Source organism: Streptomyces sp. NPDC022910, assembly GCF_055561075.1.
In genome coordinates this window covers 70637-91320 of record NZ_JBVHHL010000010.1, presented here as the reverse complement: position 1 = coordinate 91320, position 20684 = coordinate 70637, and the positions used below count along the sequence as shown (strand labels likewise).

The 20684-nt window shown below is 69.9% G+C and carries 20 protein-coding genes; 15 read left to right on the top strand and 5 right to left on the bottom strand.

Annotated features, from left to right (window positions below; genetic code table 11):
* Positions 1–496: 496 nt before the first annotated feature.
* Together ACZ3TS_RS12720 and ACZ3TS_RS12715 are read right to left on the bottom strand one after the other, a co-directional pair.
* Entirely contained in the window at positions 497–1816 is a 1320-nt protein-coding gene (locus tag ACZ3TS_RS12720) for a D-arabinono-1,4-lactone oxidase (protein WP_467616714.1), read from the bottom strand.
* On the bottom strand, positions 1776–3014 hold the full coding sequence (locus ACZ3TS_RS12715; RefSeq protein ID WP_467616712.1) for an MFS transporter: 1239 nt from the start codon (positions 3012–3014) through the stop codon (positions 1776–1778). Before ACZ3TS_RS12715 ends, ACZ3TS_RS12720 begins: the two co-directional genes overlap by 41 nt.
* A gap of 250 nt (positions 3015–3264) precedes the next feature.
* Here ACZ3TS_RS12715 and ACZ3TS_RS12710 point away from each other — a divergent pair, with 250 nt between their 5' ends.
* The gene (locus tag ACZ3TS_RS12710; protein WP_467616709.1) at positions 3265–4392 is read left to right on the top strand and encodes a ferrochelatase; all 1128 of its coding nucleotides are present in this window, start codon (positions 3265–3267) and stop codon (positions 4390–4392) included.
* A gap of 8 nt (positions 4393–4400) precedes the next feature.
* Positions 4401–5228 carry an inositol monophosphatase family protein gene (locus ACZ3TS_RS12705; RefSeq protein ID WP_467616708.1) on the top strand — a complete coding sequence of 276 codons (828 nt, stop codon included), beginning with the start codon at positions 4401–4403 and terminating at the stop codon, positions 5226–5228.
* Positions 5229–6037: 809 nt separating this feature from the next.
* Here ACZ3TS_RS12705 and ACZ3TS_RS12700 read toward each other — a convergent pair.
* Positions 6038–6211, bottom strand: a complete 174-nt coding sequence (locus ACZ3TS_RS12700; protein WP_181923169.1) for a hypothetical protein — start codon at positions 6209–6211, stop codon at positions 6038–6040.
* A gap of 410 nt (positions 6212–6621) precedes the next feature.
* On the opposite strand from ACZ3TS_RS12700, the gene ACZ3TS_RS12695 reads away from it, so the two are divergent.
* From ACZ3TS_RS12695 to ACZ3TS_RS12680, 4 genes are all read left to right on the top strand, one after another.
* Entirely contained in the window at positions 6622–7275 is a 654-nt protein-coding gene (locus ACZ3TS_RS12695) for a response regulator transcription factor (protein ID WP_467616706.1), read from the top strand.
* Between the two features lie 5 nt (positions 7276–7280).
* On the top strand, positions 7281–8513 hold the full coding sequence (locus ACZ3TS_RS12690; protein ID WP_467616940.1) for a sensor histidine kinase: 1233 nt from the start codon (positions 7281–7283) through the stop codon (positions 8511–8513).
* Positions 8514–8904: 391 nt separating this feature from the next.
* Positions 8905–9201, top strand: a complete 297-nt coding sequence (locus ACZ3TS_RS12685) for a DUF4193 domain-containing protein (protein WP_005481602.1) — start codon at positions 8905–8907, stop codon at positions 9199–9201.
* Positions 9202–9214: 13 nt separating this feature from the next.
* Positions 9215–10111 (top strand): hypothetical protein, encoded by an 897-nt coding sequence (locus ACZ3TS_RS12680; protein ID WP_467616704.1) that lies wholly within the window; start codon positions 9215–9217, stop codon positions 10109–10111.
* Positions 10112–10132: 21 nt separating this feature from the next.
* On the opposite strand, the gene ACZ3TS_RS12675 is transcribed toward ACZ3TS_RS12680, so the two are convergent.
* Positions 10133–10594, bottom strand: a complete 462-nt coding sequence (locus ACZ3TS_RS12675) for a DUF3093 domain-containing protein (protein WP_467616702.1) — start codon at positions 10592–10594, stop codon at positions 10133–10135.
* A 58-nt stretch (positions 10595–10652) separates the two neighbouring features.
* Here ACZ3TS_RS12675 and ACZ3TS_RS12670 point away from each other — a divergent pair, with 58 nt between their 5' ends.
* The 8 genes from ACZ3TS_RS12670 (at position 10653) to ACZ3TS_RS12635 (ending at position 18552) form a co-directional block, all read left to right on the top strand.
* Positions 10653–11237 (top strand): PaaI family thioesterase, encoded by a 585-nt coding sequence (locus ACZ3TS_RS12670; RefSeq protein WP_467616700.1) that lies wholly within the window; start codon positions 10653–10655, stop codon positions 11235–11237.
* Positions 11234–11749: a dUTP diphosphatase gene (dut, locus tag ACZ3TS_RS12665; RefSeq protein WP_467616698.1), complete on the top strand. Its 516-nt coding sequence runs from the start codon at positions 11234–11236 to the stop codon at positions 11747–11749. The genes ACZ3TS_RS12670 and dut overlap by 4 nt, the downstream gene beginning before the upstream one ends.
* A 1-nt stretch (position 11750) precedes the next feature.
* The gene (locus ACZ3TS_RS12660) at positions 11751–12512 is read left to right on the top strand and encodes a DUF3710 domain-containing protein (protein ID WP_467616695.1); all 762 of its coding nucleotides are present in this window, start codon (positions 11751–11753) and stop codon (positions 12510–12512) included.
* Positions 12513–12683: 171 nt separating this feature from the next.
* Positions 12684–13895 (top strand): alginate lyase family protein, encoded by a 1212-nt coding sequence (locus tag ACZ3TS_RS12655; protein WP_467616692.1) that lies wholly within the window; start codon positions 12684–12686, stop codon positions 13893–13895.
* Positions 13896–14091: 196 nt separating this feature from the next.
* Positions 14092–16635, top strand: a complete 2544-nt coding sequence (locus ACZ3TS_RS12650) for an ATP-binding protein (RefSeq protein ID WP_467616689.1) — start codon at positions 14092–14094, stop codon at positions 16633–16635.
* Positions 16632–17315, top strand: coding sequence for a response regulator (locus tag ACZ3TS_RS12645; RefSeq protein WP_467616687.1), 684 nt, complete (start codon positions 16632–16634; stop codon positions 17313–17315). Before ACZ3TS_RS12650 ends, ACZ3TS_RS12645 begins: the two co-directional genes overlap by 4 nt.
* Positions 17316–17379: 64 nt before the next feature.
* Positions 17380–17778 carry an OB-fold nucleic acid binding domain-containing protein gene (locus tag ACZ3TS_RS12640; RefSeq protein ID WP_467616683.1) on the top strand — a complete coding sequence of 133 codons (399 nt, stop codon included), beginning with the start codon at positions 17380–17382 and terminating at the stop codon, positions 17776–17778.
* A gap of 3 nt (positions 17779–17781) precedes the next feature.
* On the top strand, positions 17782–18552 hold the full coding sequence (locus ACZ3TS_RS12635) for a DUF3159 domain-containing protein (RefSeq protein WP_467616681.1): 771 nt from the start codon (positions 17782–17784) through the stop codon (positions 18550–18552).
* Between the two features lie 211 nt (positions 18553–18763).
* Here ACZ3TS_RS12635 and ACZ3TS_RS12630 read toward each other — a convergent pair whose 3' ends face one another.
* Positions 18764–19366 carry a TetR/AcrR family transcriptional regulator gene (locus ACZ3TS_RS12630; RefSeq protein ID WP_467616680.1) on the bottom strand — a complete coding sequence of 201 codons (603 nt, stop codon included), beginning with the start codon at positions 19364–19366 and terminating at the stop codon, positions 18764–18766.
* A gap of 115 nt (positions 19367–19481) precedes the next feature.
* Here ACZ3TS_RS12630 and ACZ3TS_RS12625 point away from each other — a divergent pair, with 115 nt between their 5' ends.
* Positions 19482–20510, top strand: a complete 1029-nt coding sequence (locus ACZ3TS_RS12625) for an aldo/keto reductase (RefSeq protein WP_467616678.1) — start codon at positions 19482–19484, stop codon at positions 20508–20510.
* Positions 20511–20684 lie beyond the last annotated feature (174 nt).

Below are 20684 nucleotides of genomic sequence, written 5' to 3'. Positions count from 1 at the left end.
CGTCACGTGCGTCGCTGCTTCCGCTAGTCGAGTGTGGCCTGCCCGGGTGCAGCCTGCCACAACCTTGCCGAGTTGCCCGGCGTGTCGGGCACGGGCCCTGGATCGCCGTTATGACACGGTTACCTATTCGCAACGCTAAGTGACCAACTCCGTCACCCTGTGCAACTAGCCCCCTCCCGGCGGTCCGGCAAGGCCCCGGACGCCCTGGCGGGAGACCGGACCCAGGGCTCGCAACAGTACTCCATTCGGGCCACGTACGTGGATCGGCACGCCGCCCAACTTCTGGCAAGGGGTGCGAGTTGGCCGCCTGATGCGCCGTTTTCGCGGCCGTCAAAAGCGGCATACCTCACCGAATCGGTAGAAACAGATCCAATCCCTTCGGACATGCGTCCCGCATCTCATGCGGGAGGACGACGGACATCGGTACGGATGTGGACGGGGGAAAGCGGGCAGGCGGAAGGGGCTGGATCTGAACGTCTCTCACATGCGGGCCCGGTCAGGCGCCCAGCACCCGGCGCAGGTAGTCGTTCCCGAATCGCCGGTCCGGGTCGAGGCGGTCCCTGAGTGCGGTGAACTCGCCGAAGCGCGGATAGACCTCGGCGAAGTACTCCGCGTCCCGCGTGTGCACCTTGCCCCAGTGCGGGCGCCCCTCGTGGGCCGTGAAGATCCGCTCGGCGGCGGTGAAATATGCCTGATAGGGCGCACCGCGGAACATGTGTATGGCGATGTAGGCGCTGTCCCGTCCGGATGCCGTGGACAGGGCGATGTCGTCGGCCGGTGCGGTGCGGACCTCGACGGGAAAGCTGACGCGGAGGGTCGAACGGTCGACCATGGCCTTCAGTTGGCGCAGCGTCTCCACCAGTGCCTCGCGCGGAACGGCGTACTCCATCTCCATAAACCGCACCCGGCGCGGCGACGTGAAGACCTTGTAGGGGATGTCGGTGTACGTACGGGCCGACAGGGCGCGACTGGATATGCGGGCGATGGCCGGGATGGTGGCCGGTGCGGCGCGGCCGACCCAGTTCGCCACCTGGAAGACGCCGTTGGAGAGGAACTCGTCCTCGAACCAGCCGCTCAGTTGTCCGACGGGCTTCTCGGGGCCCGCGCTGCGGTTGTTCCGCTTCGTGTTGGTGCTTCCGGTGTGCGGGAACCAGTAGAACTCGAAGTGCTCGTTCTCGGCCCACAGTTCGTCGAAGTCGGCAAGGACCTTGTCGAAGGGCATCGGCTCCTCGCGCGCCGTGAGCAGGAAGATCGGCTCCACCGTGAAGGTGATCGCGGTGACGATCCCCAGGGCGCCGATGCCGATGCGTGCCGCCGCGAAGACGTCCGGGTTCTCCTTCTCGGAACAGGTGAGCACCGAGCCGTCCGCCGTCACCAGTTCGAGTGCCTTGATCTGGGCGGCGATCGAGGCCGAGTCACGGCCGGTTCCGTGCGTACCGGTGCTGGTGGCGCCGGAGACGGTCTGCTCCATGATGTCGCCCATGTTCGTGAGCGACAGCCCCTCGCGCGCGAGCGCGACGTTGAGTCTCTTGAGCGGGGTGCCGGCCTCGACGGTGACGGTGCCGGCCTCACGGTCGATATGGCGGATGCCGGTCAACAGTTGAGGGCGGATCAACATGCCGTCGGTCGCGGCGGCAGCCGTGAAGGAGTGCCCGGTGCCGACGGCCTTCACCTTCAGACCGTCCTCGGCCGCCGTCCGTACGGCCGCGGAGAGCTCCTCCACCGAGGCGGGGGTGACCTCCCGCAGGGGCCGGGCGGTGACGTTGCCCGCCCAGTTACGCCACGTGCCGCTCTTCCCGCTCACTGTGGTGCTCAAGGGACCCTCCCCGCTGCGGAACCGGCCTGCTCAGCCGGCGATACCCGAGGAAACCGACTGCGACCGCGACGGCCCCGGACACCGCCGGAACCCCGTACCCGGTCCCCGCGCCGGCGGTGTCGATCACCCAGCCGGCCGCTGAGGAGCCGATCGCGACGCCGACCGCGAGCCCGGTGGACACCCAGGTCATTCCCTCGGTCAGGTGCGCGCGTGGTACGTGCCGCTCGATGAGGGCCATCGTGGTGATCATCGTGGGTGCGATGGACAGGCCTGCAACGAACAGCGCCACAGCCAGAAACAGCAAGTTTCCGACCAGTAGGAGGGGGATCATACTCACGGCCATGGCACATATGCCCAGCAGCCATCTTCGTTCCGGCGCCCCGGTGAAGCGCAGCAGCCCGAAGACGAGGCCGGCGACGCAGGAACCCGCCGCGTAGAGCGCCAGTACGACGCTCGCGGCTGCCTTGTGGCCCCGCTCGTCGGCGAAGGCGACGGTCACCACGTCGACGGCGCCGAAGATCGCTCCGGTCGCCACGAAGGTGGCCACGAGGACCTGCAGTCCGGGCGAGCGCAGCGCGGTGCCGCCGGTGTGCCGCTCACTCGGGTGCGGCTCGGGCTCGGTGGCACGCTGGGCGGTCAGCCAGAAGACGCCGGCCGCGAGGAAGCACGCGGCGAGGAAGGGCCCGGCCTCCGGGAACCAGCTCGTGGACAGGCCGATGGAGATGATCGGCCCGAAGATGAAGCAGATCTCATCGACCACGGACTCGAAGGAGTAGGCGGTGTGCAGCTGGGGGGAGCCCCGGTACAGCGCCGCCCAGCGGGCCCTGATCATGGCGCCGAGGCTCGGCACCGCGCCGATGCCCGAGGCGCAGACGAACAGCACCCAGTCCGGCCAGGTCAGGTGCGCGGCCAACAGCAGCCCCGCGGCAGCGGTCAGCGCGACGAGCGTCGCCGGGCGCAGCACCCGTCGCTGCCCGTACTGGTCCACGAGGCGCGAGATCTGCGGGCCGACCGCGGCGGCGGACAGCGCGATGGTGGCGGAGAGCGCGCCCGCGAGCCCGTAGCGCCCGGTGAGCTGGGAGATCATCGTGACCACGCCGATGCCCATCATCGACAGCGGCATCCGGCCGAGGAAGCCGGCGGCGGAGAAGCCCTTGGAGCCGGGGACGGCGAACAGGGCGCGGTAGGGGCTGGGCACGGAGTCTCCGATGCGTCCGGTAAGGCGTGAAATGCGAGCATGCGCCTTACGAGTCAGGCAACCCTAACGTATGCCTGACATCGCGTCCGCACCACTGTTCGGACGGTGTCCAGTGGGTGCCTTCAGCGATCCGAACCCGGACCCGCGGATGACCGCTCCCCGAACTCCTGGTCGATCTTCGCTGGGCGCGCGCTGCCAGGACGGGCGGGTGGCGGGAGTGTTGTCGGTGGCGGGTGGCAGGATCGTAGTCATGCCCGACGCACTCGACGCCAACCCCTACGACGCCCTGCTGCTCCTCTCGTTCGGAGGCCCGGAGGGGCCGGACGATGTGGTTCCGTTCCTGGAGAACGTGACGCGGGGCCGGGGCATCCCCAAGGAGCGCCTGAAGGAGGTGGGGCAGCATTACTTCCTCTTCGGCGGGGTCAGCCCCATCAACGCCCAGAACCGCGCCCTCCTGGACGCCCTCCGCGAGGACTTCGCCGACCACGGCCTCGGCCTGCCCGTCTACTGGGGCAACCGCAACTGGGCGCCCTATGTGACCGACACCCTGCGCGAGATGGTCGCCGACGGACACGGACGGATCCTGGTCCTCGCCACGAGCGCGTACGCCTCCTACTCCGGCTGCCGCCAGTACCGCGAGGACCTCGCGGGGGCGCTGGCCACCCTGGAGGCCGAGGGCCTTCGGCCACCGCGGGTCGACAAGCTGCGGCACTACTTCAACCACCCCGGTTTCGTGGAGCCGATGATCGAGGGTGTGCTGAAGTCCCTCGCCGACCTGCCGGAGGACGTCCGGGCCGGCGCGCACATCGCCTTCACCACACACTCCATCCCCGACTCCGCGGCAGACACCTCCGGCCCGGTCGAGGACCACGGGGACGGCGGGGCGTATGTGAAGCAGCACCTGGACGTGGCGCAGCTGATCGCCGAGGCCGTGCGCGAGCGGACCGGTGTCGACCACCCCTGGCGGCTCGTCTACCAGTCGCGCTCGGGCGCCCCGCACATCCCGTGGCTGGAGCCGGACATCTGCGACCACCTGGAGGAACTGCACGGCGCCGGGGTCCCGGCGGTCGTGATGGCGCCCATCGGGTTCGTCTCGGACCACATGGAGGTGCTGTACGACCTCGACACGGAGGCGCAGGCGAAGGCCGAGGAGCTCGGGTTGCCGGTGCGCCGCTCGACCACCGTGGGGGCCGATCCTCGGTTCGCCGGCGCGATCCGCGACCTGGTCCTCGAGCGCGCCGCGACCGAGCGCGGGCAGCAGGTGACCCCGTGCGCCCTGGGCGCCCTGGGCCCGAGCCACAACGTCTGTCCGGTGGGCTGCTGCCCGGCCCGCACCCCCAAGCCCGCCGCCGCGGGCGCCGACAGCCCGTACGCGTGAGGAGCACCGTGACCGAGCAGTCCGAGCAGTCCGAGCCGTCCGACCGGCTGAGGGCCGAACTCCTGGAGATCGCGCTGGACGCCGCGACCCGCGCGGGCGCCTTCCTGCGCGACGGGCGCCCCGACGACCTCGGGGTCGCCGCCACCAAGTCCAGCGCCATCGACGTCGTCACCGAGATGGACATCGCCGCCGAGAAGCTGATCACCGGGCTGATCTCGGACCGCCGGCCGGAAGACGGCCTGCTCGGAGAGGAGGGGGCCAGCGTCGAGGGCAGCAGTGGCGTCGAGTGGGTGATCGACCCGATCGACGGCACTGTCAACTACCTCTACGGCTTGCCCAGTTGGGCGATCTCCATCGCGGCCCGCAAGGACGGGGAGACGCTCGTCGGGGTGGTCCACGCACCCATGCGGGGTGAGGTCTTCCGGGCCGTTCTGGGAGAGGGCGCGTTCGTGAACGACCGCCCCGCGCGAGTGCGCCCCGCGCCGGAGCTCGGCCTCGCCCTGGTGGGCACCGGCTTCGGTTACCTCGCCGAGCGCAAGGCCCAGCAGGCCGAGGTGGTCCGGCGGCTGATCCCCGAGGTGCGGGACATCCGCCGGGGCGGCTCCGCCGCGATCGACCTGTGCGACGTGGCGGCGGGCCGCCTGGACGCGTACTACGAGCGGGGGCTGAACCCCTGGGACTACGCGGCGGGCGACCTGATCGCCCGCGAGGCGGGTGCCCTGACCGGCGGCCGCTCCGGAGAGCCGGTCTCCCCGGCCCTGACGATCGCGGCCCCACCCGGCCTCTTCGAACGACTCCAGGCAAGGCTGGACGAACTGGGGGCATGGCACGACTGAAGAACCCGGCGCCCGGTCGGAGACCGGGCCTGTGGAGCCTCCGGCGGCACCTGCTCGGCCCTCGACAGATCGGCCCGCCTGCCCCGAACCCCGGGCCCGTCGGCCGGACGTCCCGGTCGCAGACCTCTGCGGCCGGGCTCGGGAGGCGTGGCCGAGGGCCGTCCGGGCGTTTCGGCGGCTGACCCGCTCGGACATCCGGGTCTTCCGGGCGTTGCGGCGGCTGACCCGCTCGGACATCCGGGGCGCCGGGGTTTCTGGCGGCCGGTCCGCTGGGGTGTTCTGGTCGTGCGGTTGTCGTGGCCGGTCTGCGCGCTTGGGCGTTCGGGTCGTTGGGGCTTTCTGGCGGCCGGTCCGCTGGGGTGTTCGGGACGTGCGGTTGTCTTGGCCGGTCTGCTCGCTCGGGCATCCGGGCCGTCGGGCGTTCCGGCGGTTGATCCGCTCGGAGGTTCCCGATCGCGCGGCCGTCTTGGCCGGTCCGCTCCCTCGGGCGTCCTGGCGTCCTGGCGTTCCGGCCGCCGATCCGCTCGGGGTTCCGGTCCTGCAGTCCTCCCAGGCGGTCCGTTCGCTCGGGAGTGCTGGTCGTCCGGATGTCTCCGGCGGGCTGTGCGGGCGTCCCGTGTGTCCCGACCTCTTGGGTGACCGTGCCCCCGTTCAGCCGAGCCTGAGGTCCCCCCTTGGCCCCGTGGCGTTCTTGCAGCCCGTGGCCTTCTGGGACCCGCCGCCAGGGCGCATCGCGGTGCTCCAGGGCGGCGTAGGACGCGAAGCGGGCCCCGGCCTGGATCTGCCGGAGCCCGCTTCGTGCGAGCTGATCAGACGCGCGTCGCGCCGACTTCCACACCGTGCTCGGCGGCAAGGCGATGCAGGTCGTCGAGCTCCGACTGTTCGACCTCCGCGAGGAAGTCGTCGCCGGTTTCGCGAGCCCGCGTCAAGTCGGACTCGGTCGCCCGTATGCGCTGCAGAAGTCCTGCGGTGAATGCGTCCATGCTGCGCCCCCTCGTCCTGGGTCGTGGGTCGTTGGCACAGGGGTGTGCCCTTGGGAAGGGGCGATCACGTCTACTGGGTGCCCAGCGCTGCCCTGGCTGGGCGGCGACGGTGCCGGACACCCACGCCCGCCCTACGGGAAGCGGTGAGCAGCCGACCACATCGTGGTGTGCCACATGCAGAGCGTGATCGCGGGGTGTAAAGCCGTCCTCCCCCCGCTCCCTTCCGCGGAAACCTCAACCACGCGAGAAAATTTCTCATTCCCGCACTCCCGCACCGGCTTCCCGGGCGGCCCCCCGTCTTACAGCCGGTTTATGGCCGAAAAGGGCAGGATGGAGGTCATCCATGACAGACCTGCCCGCGGGCTGCCCGCAATCGGGTTACGCGGGTGGACAGAGGAAGGACAAGCGACGTGCGCGTACTCGTCGTCGAGGACGAGCAACTGCTCGCCGATGCGGTGGCCACCGGACTCCGCCGGGAGGCCATGGCCGTCGACGTCGTGTACGACGGTGCGGCCGCCCTGGAGCGCATCGGCGTCAACGACTACGACGTGATCGTCCTCGACCGGGACCTCCCGCTCGTGCACGGCGACGACGTCTGCCGCAAGATCGTCGAGCTCGGCATGCCCACCCGCGTGCTGATGCTGACCGCGTCGGGCGACGTCAGCGACCGCGTGGAGGGTCTGGAGATCGGCGCCGACGACTATCTCCCCAAGCCGTTCGCGTTCAGCGAGCTCATCGCGCGTGTGCGCGCCCTCGGCCGGCGTACGAGCATGCCGCTGCCGCCCGTCCTGGAGCGTGCCGGGATCAAGCTCGACCCCAACCGCCGCGAGGTCTTCCGCGAGGGCAAGGAGGTCCAGCTCGCCCCCAAGGAGTTCGCCGTCCTGGAGGTCCTCCTGCGCAGCGAGGGCGCGGTCGTCTCGGCGGAGCAGCTCCTGGAGAAGGCCTGGGACGAGAACACGGACCCGTTCACCAACGTCGTGCGGGTGACCGTCATGACGCTGCGCCGCAAGCTCGGCGAGCCCCCGGTCATCGTCACCGTGCCCGGCTCGGGATATCGGATCTGATGACCGTGGCCACGACACCCGCGCCGCCCACGGCACCTCCCAAGCCCACCTGGGACCCTCGCAGGCCCGAGCTCCCCTTCCCCTTGCTGCGCCCGACCATCCGCATAAGGCTCACCCTGCTGTACGGCGGCATGTTCCTGATCGCCGGCATTCTGCTGCTGTCGATCATCTACCTGTTCGCGGCGCACGCGCTCAACGTGGGCAGCGAACTGCCGTTCAAGATCCTCTCGGGCCAGGTCGCCAGCGACACCTGCAACTTCCCCTCGTCCCCCACGGCGAGCGAGCTCAACAACGCCATGAACGCCTGCGTGAACGAGCAGCGTCAGCATGCCCTGGACAACCTGCTCAGCCGCTCGCTGCTGGCCCTGCTCGGCCTTGCTGTGATCGCCTTCGCTTTCGGGTACGCGATGGCCGGCCGCGTGCTCTCGCCGCTCGGCCGGATTCTCCGTACCGCGCGCGCGGTGGCGGGCTCGGACCTGTCCCGCCGTATCGAACTGGACGGTCCGGACGACGAGATCAAGGAGCTGGCGGACACCTTCGACGACATGCTGGAGCGGCTGCAGCGGGCCTTCACGGCCCAGCAGCGGTTCGTCGGCAACGCCTCGCACGAGTTGCGCACTCCGCTGGCGATCAACCGCACGCTCCTCGAGGTGCACCTGTCCGACCCGGGAGCGCCCGTCGAGCTGCAGCAGCTCGGCAGGACGCTGCTCGCCACCAATGAGCGCAGCGAGCAGCTCGTGGAGGGACTGCTGCTGCTCGCCCGCAGCGACAACCAGATCGTCGAGCGCAAGCCCGTGGACCTGGCGGAGGTGGCCTCGCAGGCCGTCGACCAGGTGCACGCCGAGGCGGAGGCCAAGGGCGTGGAGATCCGCGGCGAGCGCGTCCCGACGGTCGTCCAGGGCAACGGGGTCCTGCTGGAGCGGATCGCTCTGAACCTCGTCCAGAACGCGGTGCGCTACAACATCCCGGAAGGCGGTTGGGTCGAGGTGACGACCGAGGTGCAGCACGGGCAGGCGGTCCTGGTGGTCTCCAACACCGGACCGGTGGTCCCCGCCTACGAGATCGACAACCTTTTCGAGCCCTTCACACGGCTGCGTACGGAGCGCACGGGCAGCGACAAGGGAGTGGGCCTCGGCCTGTCCATCGCGAGGTCCGTCGCGCGCGCCCACGGCGGTCACATCACCGCGCAGCCCCGTGAAGGCGGTGGCCTGGTGATGCGTGTCACCCTGCCCACCTGACCAGGGCGCCGTGCCGGGCCGATGTTCGCTTTGCGCGGAATTTTCTGATCCAGGATGCGGGCAGCCTGTGTGTGATCGATCACAGCGATGTCATTCCGGCCATCTACTCTCCGTGACTCCGTGGGCGCCCATAAAGCCCGAAAATCCGGGTTTTCCCGGCCCTTGATCACGGGAAGTACACGGGGAGATGCCTTTGAAGTGTGGTACTCGGACCGTGTACGGTCCGGTTCGCCATCCAACCCGATCACTCTTGAGGAGTCCGGTTGGGTGTCGATTGAGTAACAGACCTTGATGTGAGGCAAAATCTCCGCCTCGAGGCGGGCACAAGTCCGGCCTCTCACGCGTTACGTGCGCTGGAGACACCCGCAGACACCCAGAGGGGGAGAGCGAAATGGCAACCGATTACGACACTCCACGCAAGACCGATGACGACGTCGACTCCGACAGCCTTGAAGAGCTGAAGGCCCGGCGGAACGACAAGTCCACCTCGGCCGTCGACGTAGACGAGTTCGAGGCCGCCGAGGGCCTGGAGCTGCCGGGCGCCGACCTCTCGAACGAGGAGCTGGCCGTCCGCGTGCTGCCGAAGCAGCAGGACGAGTTCACCTGCATGAGCTGCTTCCTGGTGCACCACCGCAGCCAGCTGGCCCGCGAGAAGAACGGTCAGCCGATCTGCCGCGACTGCGACTGAGGCCGGGTCGGCCGTGAACGGCTCGACCCCTCCCCGGAAGCGCCGCTTCCCGCGCAGGGGAGCGGACCAGGAGCCCCAGCAAGGCTCCCACGGCGTGCGTGACGACGAGCGGGGCTCTTCCGATACGGGAACAGCCTCGCTCGAACCGGCACGCGCCCCCGCGGCCCCAGTAGGGCCCGAGGCGCCGGCCGGCCCTCCGGTTCCCGCACGGCGCCGTGCGGCCGCCGTCCGGGCCGGATTCCGGGAAGGCGTCCGCAAGGGCGGCAGCCAGGCCAGGGCGGGCCTGGGGTACCTCGCCGACCGGATCATCGAGATCGCTCCGCGGATCCCCGTACGGGACCTCGCGACCCTCCGCAGGCAGTTCCCGGGCCTCGGACCCGAGGAACTCGCCGACAGGCTCGTCGTGGGCGCGGCGAGAGCGACGGCCACGGTCGGGGCCGGGATCGGAGCCGCGGCCATGTTGCCGGTGCCGCCGGCCATGCCGACCGAACTGGCCGCGGAGATCACAGGGGTCGCGGCGATCGAGCTGAAGCTGATCGCCGAACTGCATGAGGTGTACGGGCTGCGGCCGCCCGGGGCCCTCATCCAGCGCAGCACCGCGTACCTGAAGTCCTGGTCCGCGGAACGCGGCATCGACGTGACCAAACCGTCGACAGTGGACGCGGCCCTCGGCGGGCAGATGAAGCGGGAACTGCGACAGCAGATCATGAAGCGCGTGGTGCGGGACCTGCCGAACCTGATGCCCTTCATGGTGGGGGCAGCGGTGGGGGCGGTCATGAACCGACGGGACACCAGGCGGCTAGCGGAGCGGGTCCGGAAGGACCTGCGGAAGGCGCAGGTGCCGTGGGATGCCTTGCCGGAGCTGCCGCCACTGGAGAAGCCGGAGCATCCTCTGCAGCTCGAGGACTGAGGGGCCTGTGCGGCCCCGCCGCTACCCTTCCGCCCGGGCCGCCTTGATCGCCGCCGCCAGGCGTTCCGGCTCCCTGGTCGACAGATAGAGGTACGGCGTCGGGTCCGCCGGGTCCGTGACCTCGACCTTCAGGGCCGTCGGGATGTACGCGCGCAGGAGCATGAAGGCGCGCGTGTTCGCCTTGTACGTGCGCCAGGCGCGGGCCTCGTCCGCGTCGAGGACCTCCGTCTCGCCGAGCGCTGACACCGGGATCTTCGCCTCGCCCGCGATCAGCGAGCCGCCCACCACGCGGATGCGGATGGAGCAGTAGGAGCTCGCCACGACCGCCGCGGCGGCGGTGCCGCCGACCAGTCCGCCGAGCAGCGGCAGCGTGCCGAAGGGGACCAGGACGAGGGCCATGGCGACGCCGATCAGGAGGCACATCAGCCACCAGGAGCGGGGCGCGGTGAGGCGTTCTTCGTACGGCGACGCGGAGAGCAGCATGGAGCCAAGCTTGGCACGGTGTCCGGAATACGTTCACGCGCGGGTAAGGTCTGCGCCTGTGAGTGGAACTTCCGCAGCTCTGACGCCCCCTGATGACGCCGTGGCGCCCATACGGCACCCCGACGCCCCCGCGCCGGGCGAGCTGCTCGGCGCGCACTACGAGCAGTGCTTCGGATGCGGGGGAGAACAGCCTCACGGACTCCACCTTCAGGCGCGAGCCGGCGAGGGCGTCTCCATCACCGCCGAGTTCACCGTCCAGCCCGCCCACCAGGGCGCACCCGGTCTTGCCCACGGCGGGGTCCTCGCCACCGCCCTCGACGAGACCCTCGGCTCGCTGAACTGGCTGCTGCGCACCATCGCGGTGACCGGACGGCTGGAGACCGACTTCGCACGGCCGGTGCCCGTGGGTACCGTGCTGTATCTGGAGGCCGAGGTGACGGCGGTGGCCGGCCGGAAGATCTACTCGCGGGCGACCGGACGGATCGGTGGCCCCGGCGGGCCCGTCGCGGTCCGTGCGGAGGCCCTCTTCATCGAGGTGAAGGTCGGCCACTTCATCGACAACGGCCGCCCGCAGGAGATCCAGGCGGCCATGAGCGACCCGGACCAGGTCCGGCGGTCCCGAGCCTTCGAGGTGAACCCGTGAGCAGCGACCCCGTGAACGTGCTGATCCGGCGCATCGACCCCGACGTACCGCTTCCGGCGTACGCTCACCCCGGCGACGCGGGAGCCGATCTGCGCACCACCGAGAGCTGTGAGCTGAAGCCCGGGGAGCGGGCCGTACTGCCCACGGGCGTGTCTGTCGCGCTGCCTGAGGGGTACGCGGCCTTTGTACATCCGCGTTCCGGTCTCGCCGCCCGCTGCGGTGTCGCCCTTGTGAATGCCCCGGGGACGGTTGATGCCGGGTACCGTGGAGAGATCAAGGTGATCGTGGTGAATCTCGACCCGCGCGAGTCCGTGCGGTTCGAGCGCTTCGACCGGATTGCCCAACTGGTCGTCCAGCAGGTCGAGAGGGTCCGCTTCCAGGAGGTGGCGGAGCTTCCCGACTCGGCGCGGGCCGCGGGGGGCTTCGGGTCCACCGGCGGTCATGGCGCCGTGGGCGGCGGGGCGGGTGGGAATCGATACGCTTCGGTCGTATCCGACCGGGAAGGACAGTGACGTGTTCGGACGTCGCAACAAGAAGGGTGCCGCCGAGGACGCGGCCGGCGAGGCCGAGCAGGTCGTCGACGGTGTCGACACTGAGGCGGACGAAGAGGTCGAGCGCGAGCGCGTGAGGCTCGAACCGGAGCCGCGTCCCGACGGCCCCTGGGACAGCTCCGAGGTCCGCGAGCCCGGCGATGGCCGGGTGGACCTGGGAGGTCTGTTCGTGCCCGGGGTCGAGGGCATGGAGCTGCGGGTCGAGGTCGCGGGCGACGCGATCGTCGCGGCGACCGTCGTGCTGCGGGACAGCGCCGTCCAGTTGCAGGCCTTCGCCGCGCCCAAGCGTGAGGGCATCTGGGGCGAGGTGCGTGAGGAGATCGCCAGCGGTATCACCCAGCAGGGTGGCATCGTCGACGAGGTCGAGGGGCCGCTGGGTTGGGAGCTGCGTGCTCAGGTACCGGTGCAGTTGCCGGACGGCACGGGCGGTTTCCAGGTCGTGCGATTCGTGGGTGTGGACGGTCCCCGCTGGTTCCTGCGCGGTGTGATCTCTGGTCAGGGCGCCGTGCAGCCGCAGGCGGCGGGCCTGCTCGAGCAGATCTTCCGGGACACGGTCGTGGTTCGTGGCGAGGGCCCGATGGCGCCGCGCGATCCGATCGTCCTGAAATTGCCGAACGACGCGCAGATGGTGCCCGAGGGCGTGCAGCAGGAGGAGGCCGGCTCTCGCTTCTCCGGCGGCATGGGGCAGTTGCAGCGCGGACCCGAGATCACCGAGGTCCGCTGACACCTTCACGGACAAACCGACAACAGGCCGTACCCCGTCGAGGGGTACGGCCTCTTCGTGTCCTCGTGTGCGGACCCTTGACGGGCAGTTGGTCTGTACCTATGGTCTCCGGCCATCGCGAGCGTTCAAAAAGACGCTCATCGTTCATGTATGAGAACGGATGGCTGTCGTATGCCTGCTGCACCCCCACGTCATCGCCGCAGATCCCGGGCCTTGCTGTTCGTCACGCTGGTCGCCGCTCTGGTCGGCGGTCTCCTGCTCCGGCCGGGAGCCCACCGCGCCGACGCCGCCCCCACCACCTTCGTCCACCCCGGAGTCACCGTCTCCAGGGCCCAGTTGGACTTCGCCCGCGGCAAGGTCGACGCAGGTGCCCAGCCCTGGAAGGGTGCCTTCGACCAGATGATGGCGAGCAAGTACGCCGATCTGAACCGCACGGCGAAGCCCCGCGCCACCGTCGAGTGTGGCTCGTACTCGAATCCGAACTACGGCTGCACCGACGAGCGCGAGGACGCGATCGCCGCGTACACCAACGCCCTCGCCTGGTACATCACCCGCGACGACCGGTACGCGAAGAAGTCCATCCAGCTCATGGACGCCTGGTCGGCCGTCATCAAGGAGCACACCAACAGCAACGCGCCCCTGCAGACCGGCTGGGCGGGCTCCTCCTGGCCCAAGGCCGCGGAGATCATCAAGTACACCTACACGGGAACGTGGGCGAACTCCGGCCGCTTCGCGACCGTGCTCCGTGACGTCTACCTGCCCGAGGTGATCAACGGCTCCAACTCCAACGGCAACTGGGAACTGTCGATGATGGACGCCGCCGTCGGCATCTCCGTCTTCCTCGAGGACAAGTCGTCGTACGACAAGGCCGTGGCGAAGTTCCGGACCCGAACGGCCGCCTACGTCTACCTCGCATCCGACGGTGATCTGCCCAAGACCGTGCCCAGCCAGAACCTCGACACCAAGGACAAGATCGTCAGCTACTGGCAGGGGCAGTCGACCTTCGTCACCGGACTCACCCAGGAGACCTGCCGCGACTTCACGCACACCGGGTACGGCGTCGCCGCCATCTCGCACATCGCCGAGACCAGCCGGATCCAGGGGCAGGACCTGTACGGCACGGACGTCGGCGAGCGGCTGCGGCAGGCGCTCGGTTTCCAGTCCAAGTACCAGCTGGGCGCCACCGTGCCGAGTTGGCTCTGCGGCGGCTCGCTCACCCTCGGCCTCGGACCGGTCACCGAGGTCGGCTACAACGCCCTCCACAACCGCCTGGGCATCGCGATGACCAACACCCAGGCGCTGACCCAGCAGAATCGTCCGGCGGGCAGCAACAACCTCTTCGTGGCCTGGGAGACCCTGACGCACGGGGACAACCCCGCCTGACCTGCGTACGGCGGCCGTGGCGCCTGACCGGTTCCGGCCTCGGCCGCCGTACCGTCCGCAGGGTCCGGTGGACGTATCAGGGTTCCGTCAAAGACGTCCCGCCTCAGGACGCACGTCCCATTTGCCGTGATTATTGGCCGTAAGGTCGACGCAGCGTACGCAGCGTCCACAGCTGCGACGGGAAGACAATGGGGCCATGGGACGCGGCAAGCTTCGGATCTACCTCGGTGCGGCACCGGGCGTGGGCAAGACCTACGCCATGCTGTCCGAGGCACACCGGCGCGTCGAGCGCGGCACGGACTGCGTGGTGGCCTTCGTCGAGCACCACGACCGCCCGCGCACCGAGGTGATGCTGCACGGCCTGGAGCAGATACCCCGCAAGGAGCTCGTCCACCGAGGCTCGGTCTTCACCGAGATGGACGTGGACGCCGTCCTGCGTCGGGCCCCCGCTGTCGCCCTGGTGGACGAACTCGCCCACACCAATGTCCCGGGCTCCCGCAACGCCAAGCGCTGGCAGGACGCCGAGGAGCTGCTGGCCGCCGGGATCGACGTGGTCTCGACGGTCAACATCCAGCACCTGGAGTCCCTCGGTGACGTCGTCGAGTCCATAACGGGCATACGGCAGCGCGAGACCATCCCGGACGAGGTGGTGCGACGCGCGGACCAGATCGAGCTGGTCGACATGTCGCCGCAGGCGCTGCGACGGCGGATGGCCCACGGCAACATCTACAAGTCGGACAAGGTCGACGCGGCCTTGTCCAACTACTTCCGGCCCGGGAACCTGACCGCGCTGCGGGAGCTGGCACTGCTGTGGGTGGCCGACCGGGTCGACGAGTACCTGACCGAGTACCGCAGCGAGCACCGGGTGTCGACGATCTGGGGCTCGCGCGAGCGGATCGTCGTGGGCCTGACAGGAGGCCCGGAGGGGCGGACCCTGATCCGCCGGGCCGCGCGGCTGGCGGAGAAGGGCGCCGGCGGCGAGGTGCTGGCCGTCTACATCTCCCGCAGCGACGGACTCACCTCGGCCTCCCCCAAGGAGCTGGCCGTCCAGCGCACCCTCGTCGAGGACCTGGGCGGCACCTTCCACCACGTGGTGGGCGACGACATCCCGGCGGCCCTGCTGGACTTCGCGCGCGGCGCCAACGCCACCCAGATCGTCCTCGGCTCCTCGCGCCGCAAGGCCTGGCAGTACGTCTTCGGACCGGGCGTCGGCGCCACGGTGGCCCGCGAGTCGGGCCCCGACCTCGACGTGCACATCGTCACCCACGAGGAGGTCGCCAAGGGGCGCGGTCTCCCGGTGGCCCGGGGAGCGCGCCTCGGCCGTACGCGCATCGTGGCGGGCTGGCTGGTCGGCGTCGTCGGGCCGGTCGGGCTCGCGCTGCTGCTGAACAACGTTCACCTCGGTCTCGCCAACGACATGCTGCTGTTCCTGGCGCTGACCGTGGCGTCGGCCCTGCTCGGCGGGCTGTTTCCGGCGCTCGCCTCGGCGGCGCTGGGCTCGCTGCTGCTGAATTACTACTACACACCCCCGCTGCACCGGCTGACCATCGCCGATCCGAGGAACATCGTCGCCATCGTGATCTTCGTCGCGGTCGCGGTGTCGGTGGCCTCCGTGGTGGATCTGGCGGCCCGCCGTACGCACCAGGCGGCGCGGCTGCGCGCCGAGTCGGAGATCCTCTCCTTCCTCGCGGGCAGCGTGCTGCGCGGCGAGACCAGTCTGGAAGAGATCCTGGAACGGGTGCGCGAGACCTTCGCCATGGAGTCGGCGGCGCTGCTGGAACGGACGAGCGAGGTCGACCCGTGGACCTGCGCCGGCCGCGTGGGTTCGGGCGCGCCCATCGGACGACCGGAGGACGCCGACGTGGACGTACCGGTCGGGGACCACATGGCGCTGACGCTGTCCGGTCGCGTCCTGCCCGCTGCGGACCGCCGGGTGCTGGCCGCCTTCGCCGCGCAGGCCGCGGTCGCCCTGGACCGTCAGCGGCTGCAGCAGGAGGCCGAACAGGCCCGCGCGCTGGCCGAGGGCAACCGCATCCGCACCGCACTGCTGGCTGCCGTGAGCCATGATCTGCGCACCCCGCTGGCGGGCATCAAGGCGTCGGTGACCTCGCTGCGGTCGGACGACGTGGAGTGGTCCGAGGAGGACCGCGCCGAACTGCTGGCGGCGATCGAGGAGGGCGCCGACCGGCTCGACCACCTGGTGGGCAACCTGCTGGACATGTCGCGGCTGCAGACCGGCACCGTCACCCCGTTGATCCGGGAGGTCGATCTGGACGAGGTGGTCCCGATGGCGCTCGGCGGGGTGCCCGAGGACAGCGTGGAGCTGGACATCCCGGAGACCCTGCCGATGGTCGAGGTGGACGCCGGGCTCCTGGAGCGCACGGTCGCCAACCTCGTCGAGAACGCGGTCAAGTACAGCCCCCTGGGGGCGCCCGTGCTGGTCTCCGCGAGCGTCCTCGCCGACCGCGTGGAGGTCCGCGTCGTCGACCGTGGTCCCGGAGTGCCCGACGATGCGAAGGAACGGATCTTCGAGCCGTTCCAGCGCTACGGCGACGCCCCGCGCGGCGCCGGCGTCGGTCTCGGCCTGGCGGTCGCCCGCGGCTTCGCCGAGGCCATGGGCGGCACCCTGAACGCCGAGGACACCCCCGGCGGCGGGCTCACGATGGTCCTCACTCTCCGGGCTGTGGAGAGCCTGCACGGCCCCGTACGACACGCCGAACCAGAAAGGCAAACCACATGACCCGGGTGCTCGTGGTCGACGACGAACCGCAGATCGTGCGCGCCCTCGTGATCAACCTGAAGGCGCGCAAGTACGAGGTCGACGCGGCCCCCGACGGCACGACAGCGCTCCAGCTCGCCGCCGCCCGCCACCCCGATGCCGTGGTGCTGGACCTCGGGCTGCCGGACATGGACGGCGTCGAGGTGATCAAGGGTCTGCGCGGCTGGACCCGGGTACCGATCCTGGTGCTGTCCGCCCGCCACTCCTCGGACGAGAAGGTCGAGGCGCTGGACGCGGGAGCCGACGACTACGTCACCAAGCCGTTCGGCATGGACGAGCTGCTGGCCCGCCTCCGTGCCGCCGTCCGCCGGGCCGAGCCGAACGGGAGCGGCGAGGACGACGTGATCGTGGAGACCGAGGGCTTCACCGTCGACCTGGCCGCGAAGAAGGTCAACCGCGCCGGGAGGGACGTACGTCTCACCCCCACGGAGTGGCATCTGCTGGAGGTGCTCGTGCGCAACACGGGCCGCCTGGTCAGCCAGAAGCAGCTGCTGCAGGAGGTGTGGGGGCCGTCCTACGGGACAGAGACGAACTACCTGCGGGTGTACATGGCCCAGCTGCGGCGGAAGCTGGAGTCGGACCCGTCGCATCCGCAGCACTTCATCACCGAACCCGGCATGGGCTACCGGTTCGAGAGGTGAGCCGGGGAGGCAGGGGCGGCGCCATGGGTGCGTCCGTGTCGGCGCACCCCGGTACGCTTTCGGTATGATTGCCGTTCCTCGTTCCGAAAAGCCGGTCAGCCGGCTCCGGCGCATGCTCGACCGGCTTTCCTCGTCGCAGGAGGACCTGGAGTCGGAGGAACTGCGCGAGGACGCCGAGACCGCGGGCTGTACGCGGATCGGCGACTGCCACGACCGGCAGATCGTCACGGTTACTGGTACCTTGCGCACGGTCACGCTGCGCCCGCGGGCCGGTGTGCCGGCGCTGGAGGCCGAGTTGTTCGACGGCTCGGCGGCCCTGGACGTGGTGTGGCTCGGCAGGCGCTCCATCGTCGGCATAGAGCCGGGACGCAAGCTGATCGCGTCGGGCCGGATCTCGATGAGCCGGGGCCGCAGAGTGCTGTTCAATCCGAAATACGAACTCAGACCACTCGGACGGGAGTAGCCGGTGACGTCACTCGAGAAGCCGACCGAAGACGCCCAGCACGATTCGCGGGCGGTGACCGAGGCCGCGCTCTTCGAGGCGTTCGGCGGGGCCCGCGGCATGGTCGAGACCGTGGTGCCCGGCCTCCTCTTCGTCACCATTTTCACGATCAACAAGGACCTGCACTGGTCGGCGATCGCCGCGCTCGCGGTGTCACTGCTGCTGGTGGTCGTGCGCCTGGTCAGGAGGGACACCGTCAAGCACGCCTTCAGCGGTGTGTTCGGCGTGGCGTTCGGCGTGGTCTTCGCGATGATGACCGGCAACGCAAAGGACTTCTATCTGCCGGGCATGCTCTACACGCTGGGGCTGGCCCTGGCGTACATCATCACCACGCTCGCCGGAGTCCCCCTGATCGGCCTGATCCTCGGTCCCGTCTTCAAGGAGAACCTCTCCTGGCGCACCCGCAACCCGGGCCGCAAGAAGGCGTACACCAAGGCGAGTTGGGCCTGGGGGCTGATCCTGCTCGCCAAGTGCGCGATCCTTTTCCCCCTGTACTGGTGGGCCAACACCGCCCAACTCGGCTGGATCCTCGTCGCGTTGAAGATCCCGCCGTTCCTGCTCGCCGTCTGGCTCACGTGGGTGTTCCTGGCGAAGGCGCCGGCGCCGATCGATGTCTTCGCGGAGATGGAGGCGGAGGAGGCCGCCGCGAAGGAGCAGAAGACTGTTGCGGGGGAGCGCGAGGCGTCTGCGGGGGAACGCGAGGCGTCTGCGGGGCGGCACCGCCGGGAGTCCTAGTCCCGGTGTGGTGCGGGCGCCCCGGATCTGCGCCCCCGGACTCCACTTCGGCCAGGACCTGTCCGGACGATCACGTGCGGAGACGGATCACCAGCACTGCGGTGGTGGCGGTGCCGAAGAAGAGGGAGCCGGGCGTGTCACAGGGCCCATCCACCGCACAGCGGCATGTGCAGCAATTGTTGACCGGCCTCAGACACCCTCAAACACTCACTCAGCGGGTTTCCTGAGTGTGGGTGCCGTAGCGGAGTCCGTCGATGAGCAGGGCGATCATGCGCTGCGTGTGTCCGTCGTCTTCCTGGGCGGGCCGGGTCAGGTTGCCTACGGCGCGCAGCAGGTCTTCGGGATCGATGTCGGAGCGGATGCGGCCGGCTTTCGCCGCGGTGTCGAGGAGTGCGCCGAGGACGGGCTCGAAGCGCTGCTGGAAGTAGGAGGGCAGGCTGTCGTAGGCCGGGTCTCCTGAGTGCAGGGCGGCGCTGAGTCCGCGTTTCGTGGCGATGAAGCCCGCGAAGCGCTGCAACCACCGGGCGAGCGCTTCGACCGGTTCGTGCTGGGCTGCGAGGGAGGGTGCGGCGTCGGCGCAGGCGTCGACTTCGTGGCGGAAGACCGCGGCGATGAGGTCCGAGCGCTGCGGGAAGTGCCGATAGAGAGTGCCTGCTCCCACGCCCGCCTTGGCGGTGATCTGTCGCACGGGGGCGTCCACGCCGGAGGCGGTGAACACCTCGGCAGCCGCGGTGAGCAGCGTGTCGATGCTGCGCTGTGCGTCGGCGCGCACGCGCTGGCGGGAACGCCCCCCATCCGTCGGGCCATCGGGCACGGTGCACTCCTCTTGCTAACCGGAACAACGTTCCGTATCGTCTTGGCGGAACGCCGTTCCGCTTACGCAAGCGTATCGCGCTGCAGCGGGCACCGGTCAACGCACGAGGAGAACCATGCAGTACCGCACGCTGGGCCGAACCGGCATCAAGGTCAGCCCCTACTGCCTGGGCGCGATGATGTTCGGCGCCATAGGCAACCCCGACCACGACGACTCCGTACGCATCATCCACAAGGCGCTGGACGCGGGCATCAACTTCGTCGACACCGCCGACGCCTACTCACGCGGCGAGTCCGAAGAGATCGTCGGCAAGGCCCTCAAGGGCCGCCGCGACAACGTCGTGCTGGCCACCAAGGCCCACCTCCCGATGGGGGACGACCCCAACCAGCAGGGCAACTCGCGGCGCTGGCTGGTCCGCGCGCTGGAGGACTCCCTGCGCCGCCTGGGGACCGACCACGTCGATCTGTTCCAGATCCACCGGCCCGCGCCGGACACCGACGTGGAAGAGACCCTCTCCGCCCTCAGCGACCTGGTACGCGCGGGCAAGGTCCGGGCCATCGGCACCTCCTCATTCCCCGCCTCGGACATCGTCGAGGCACAGTGGGTCGCCGAGCGGCGCGTCCTGGAGCGGTTCCGCACCGAGCAGCCGACGTACTCGATCCTCAACCGCGGCATCGAACGCGAGATACTGCCCGTCTGCGAGCGCTACGGCATGGGCACCCTGGTCTACAGCCCCCTCGCGGGGGGCCTGCTCACCGGCCGCTACCGCAAGGGCCGGCAGAGCGACAGTCACCGGGCCGGCTTCGGCTTCAAGCACCTGAGCGACGAGCGGCGGCTCGACGCCGTCGAACAGCTCATCCCCCTCGCCGAAGAGGCGGGGATGTCGCTGACGCACCTGGCCATGGCCTTCGCGATCGCCCACCCCGGCGTCACCTCCGCGATCATCGGCCCGCGCACCATGGAGCACCTCGATGACCTTCTCGCCGGTGCGAAGACCACGCTGAACGACGAGGTCCTCGACCGGATCGACGCCATCGTGCCTCCCGGCACCGACATCGGGGTGCTCGACATGGCCTACAACCCGCCCGCCGTCCAGCAGACCGCGCTGCGCCGCCGCTCGACCGACGAGCGCTCCGCCGGCTGACCCGCCCCCGGTAACGGCCCAGCGGTGCTCAGCCGACTTCGACCACCCAGCCGCACCGCCAGTTGCCGGGTCGTGGCCCGAACGTGGGTCACGACCGGGTTCCGGGTTCTTTGCCGGTCGGGGACGGACACCCTGGGCTCCACTGGCCGCCGGGTCGCCGGCCGGCGGGCCGCT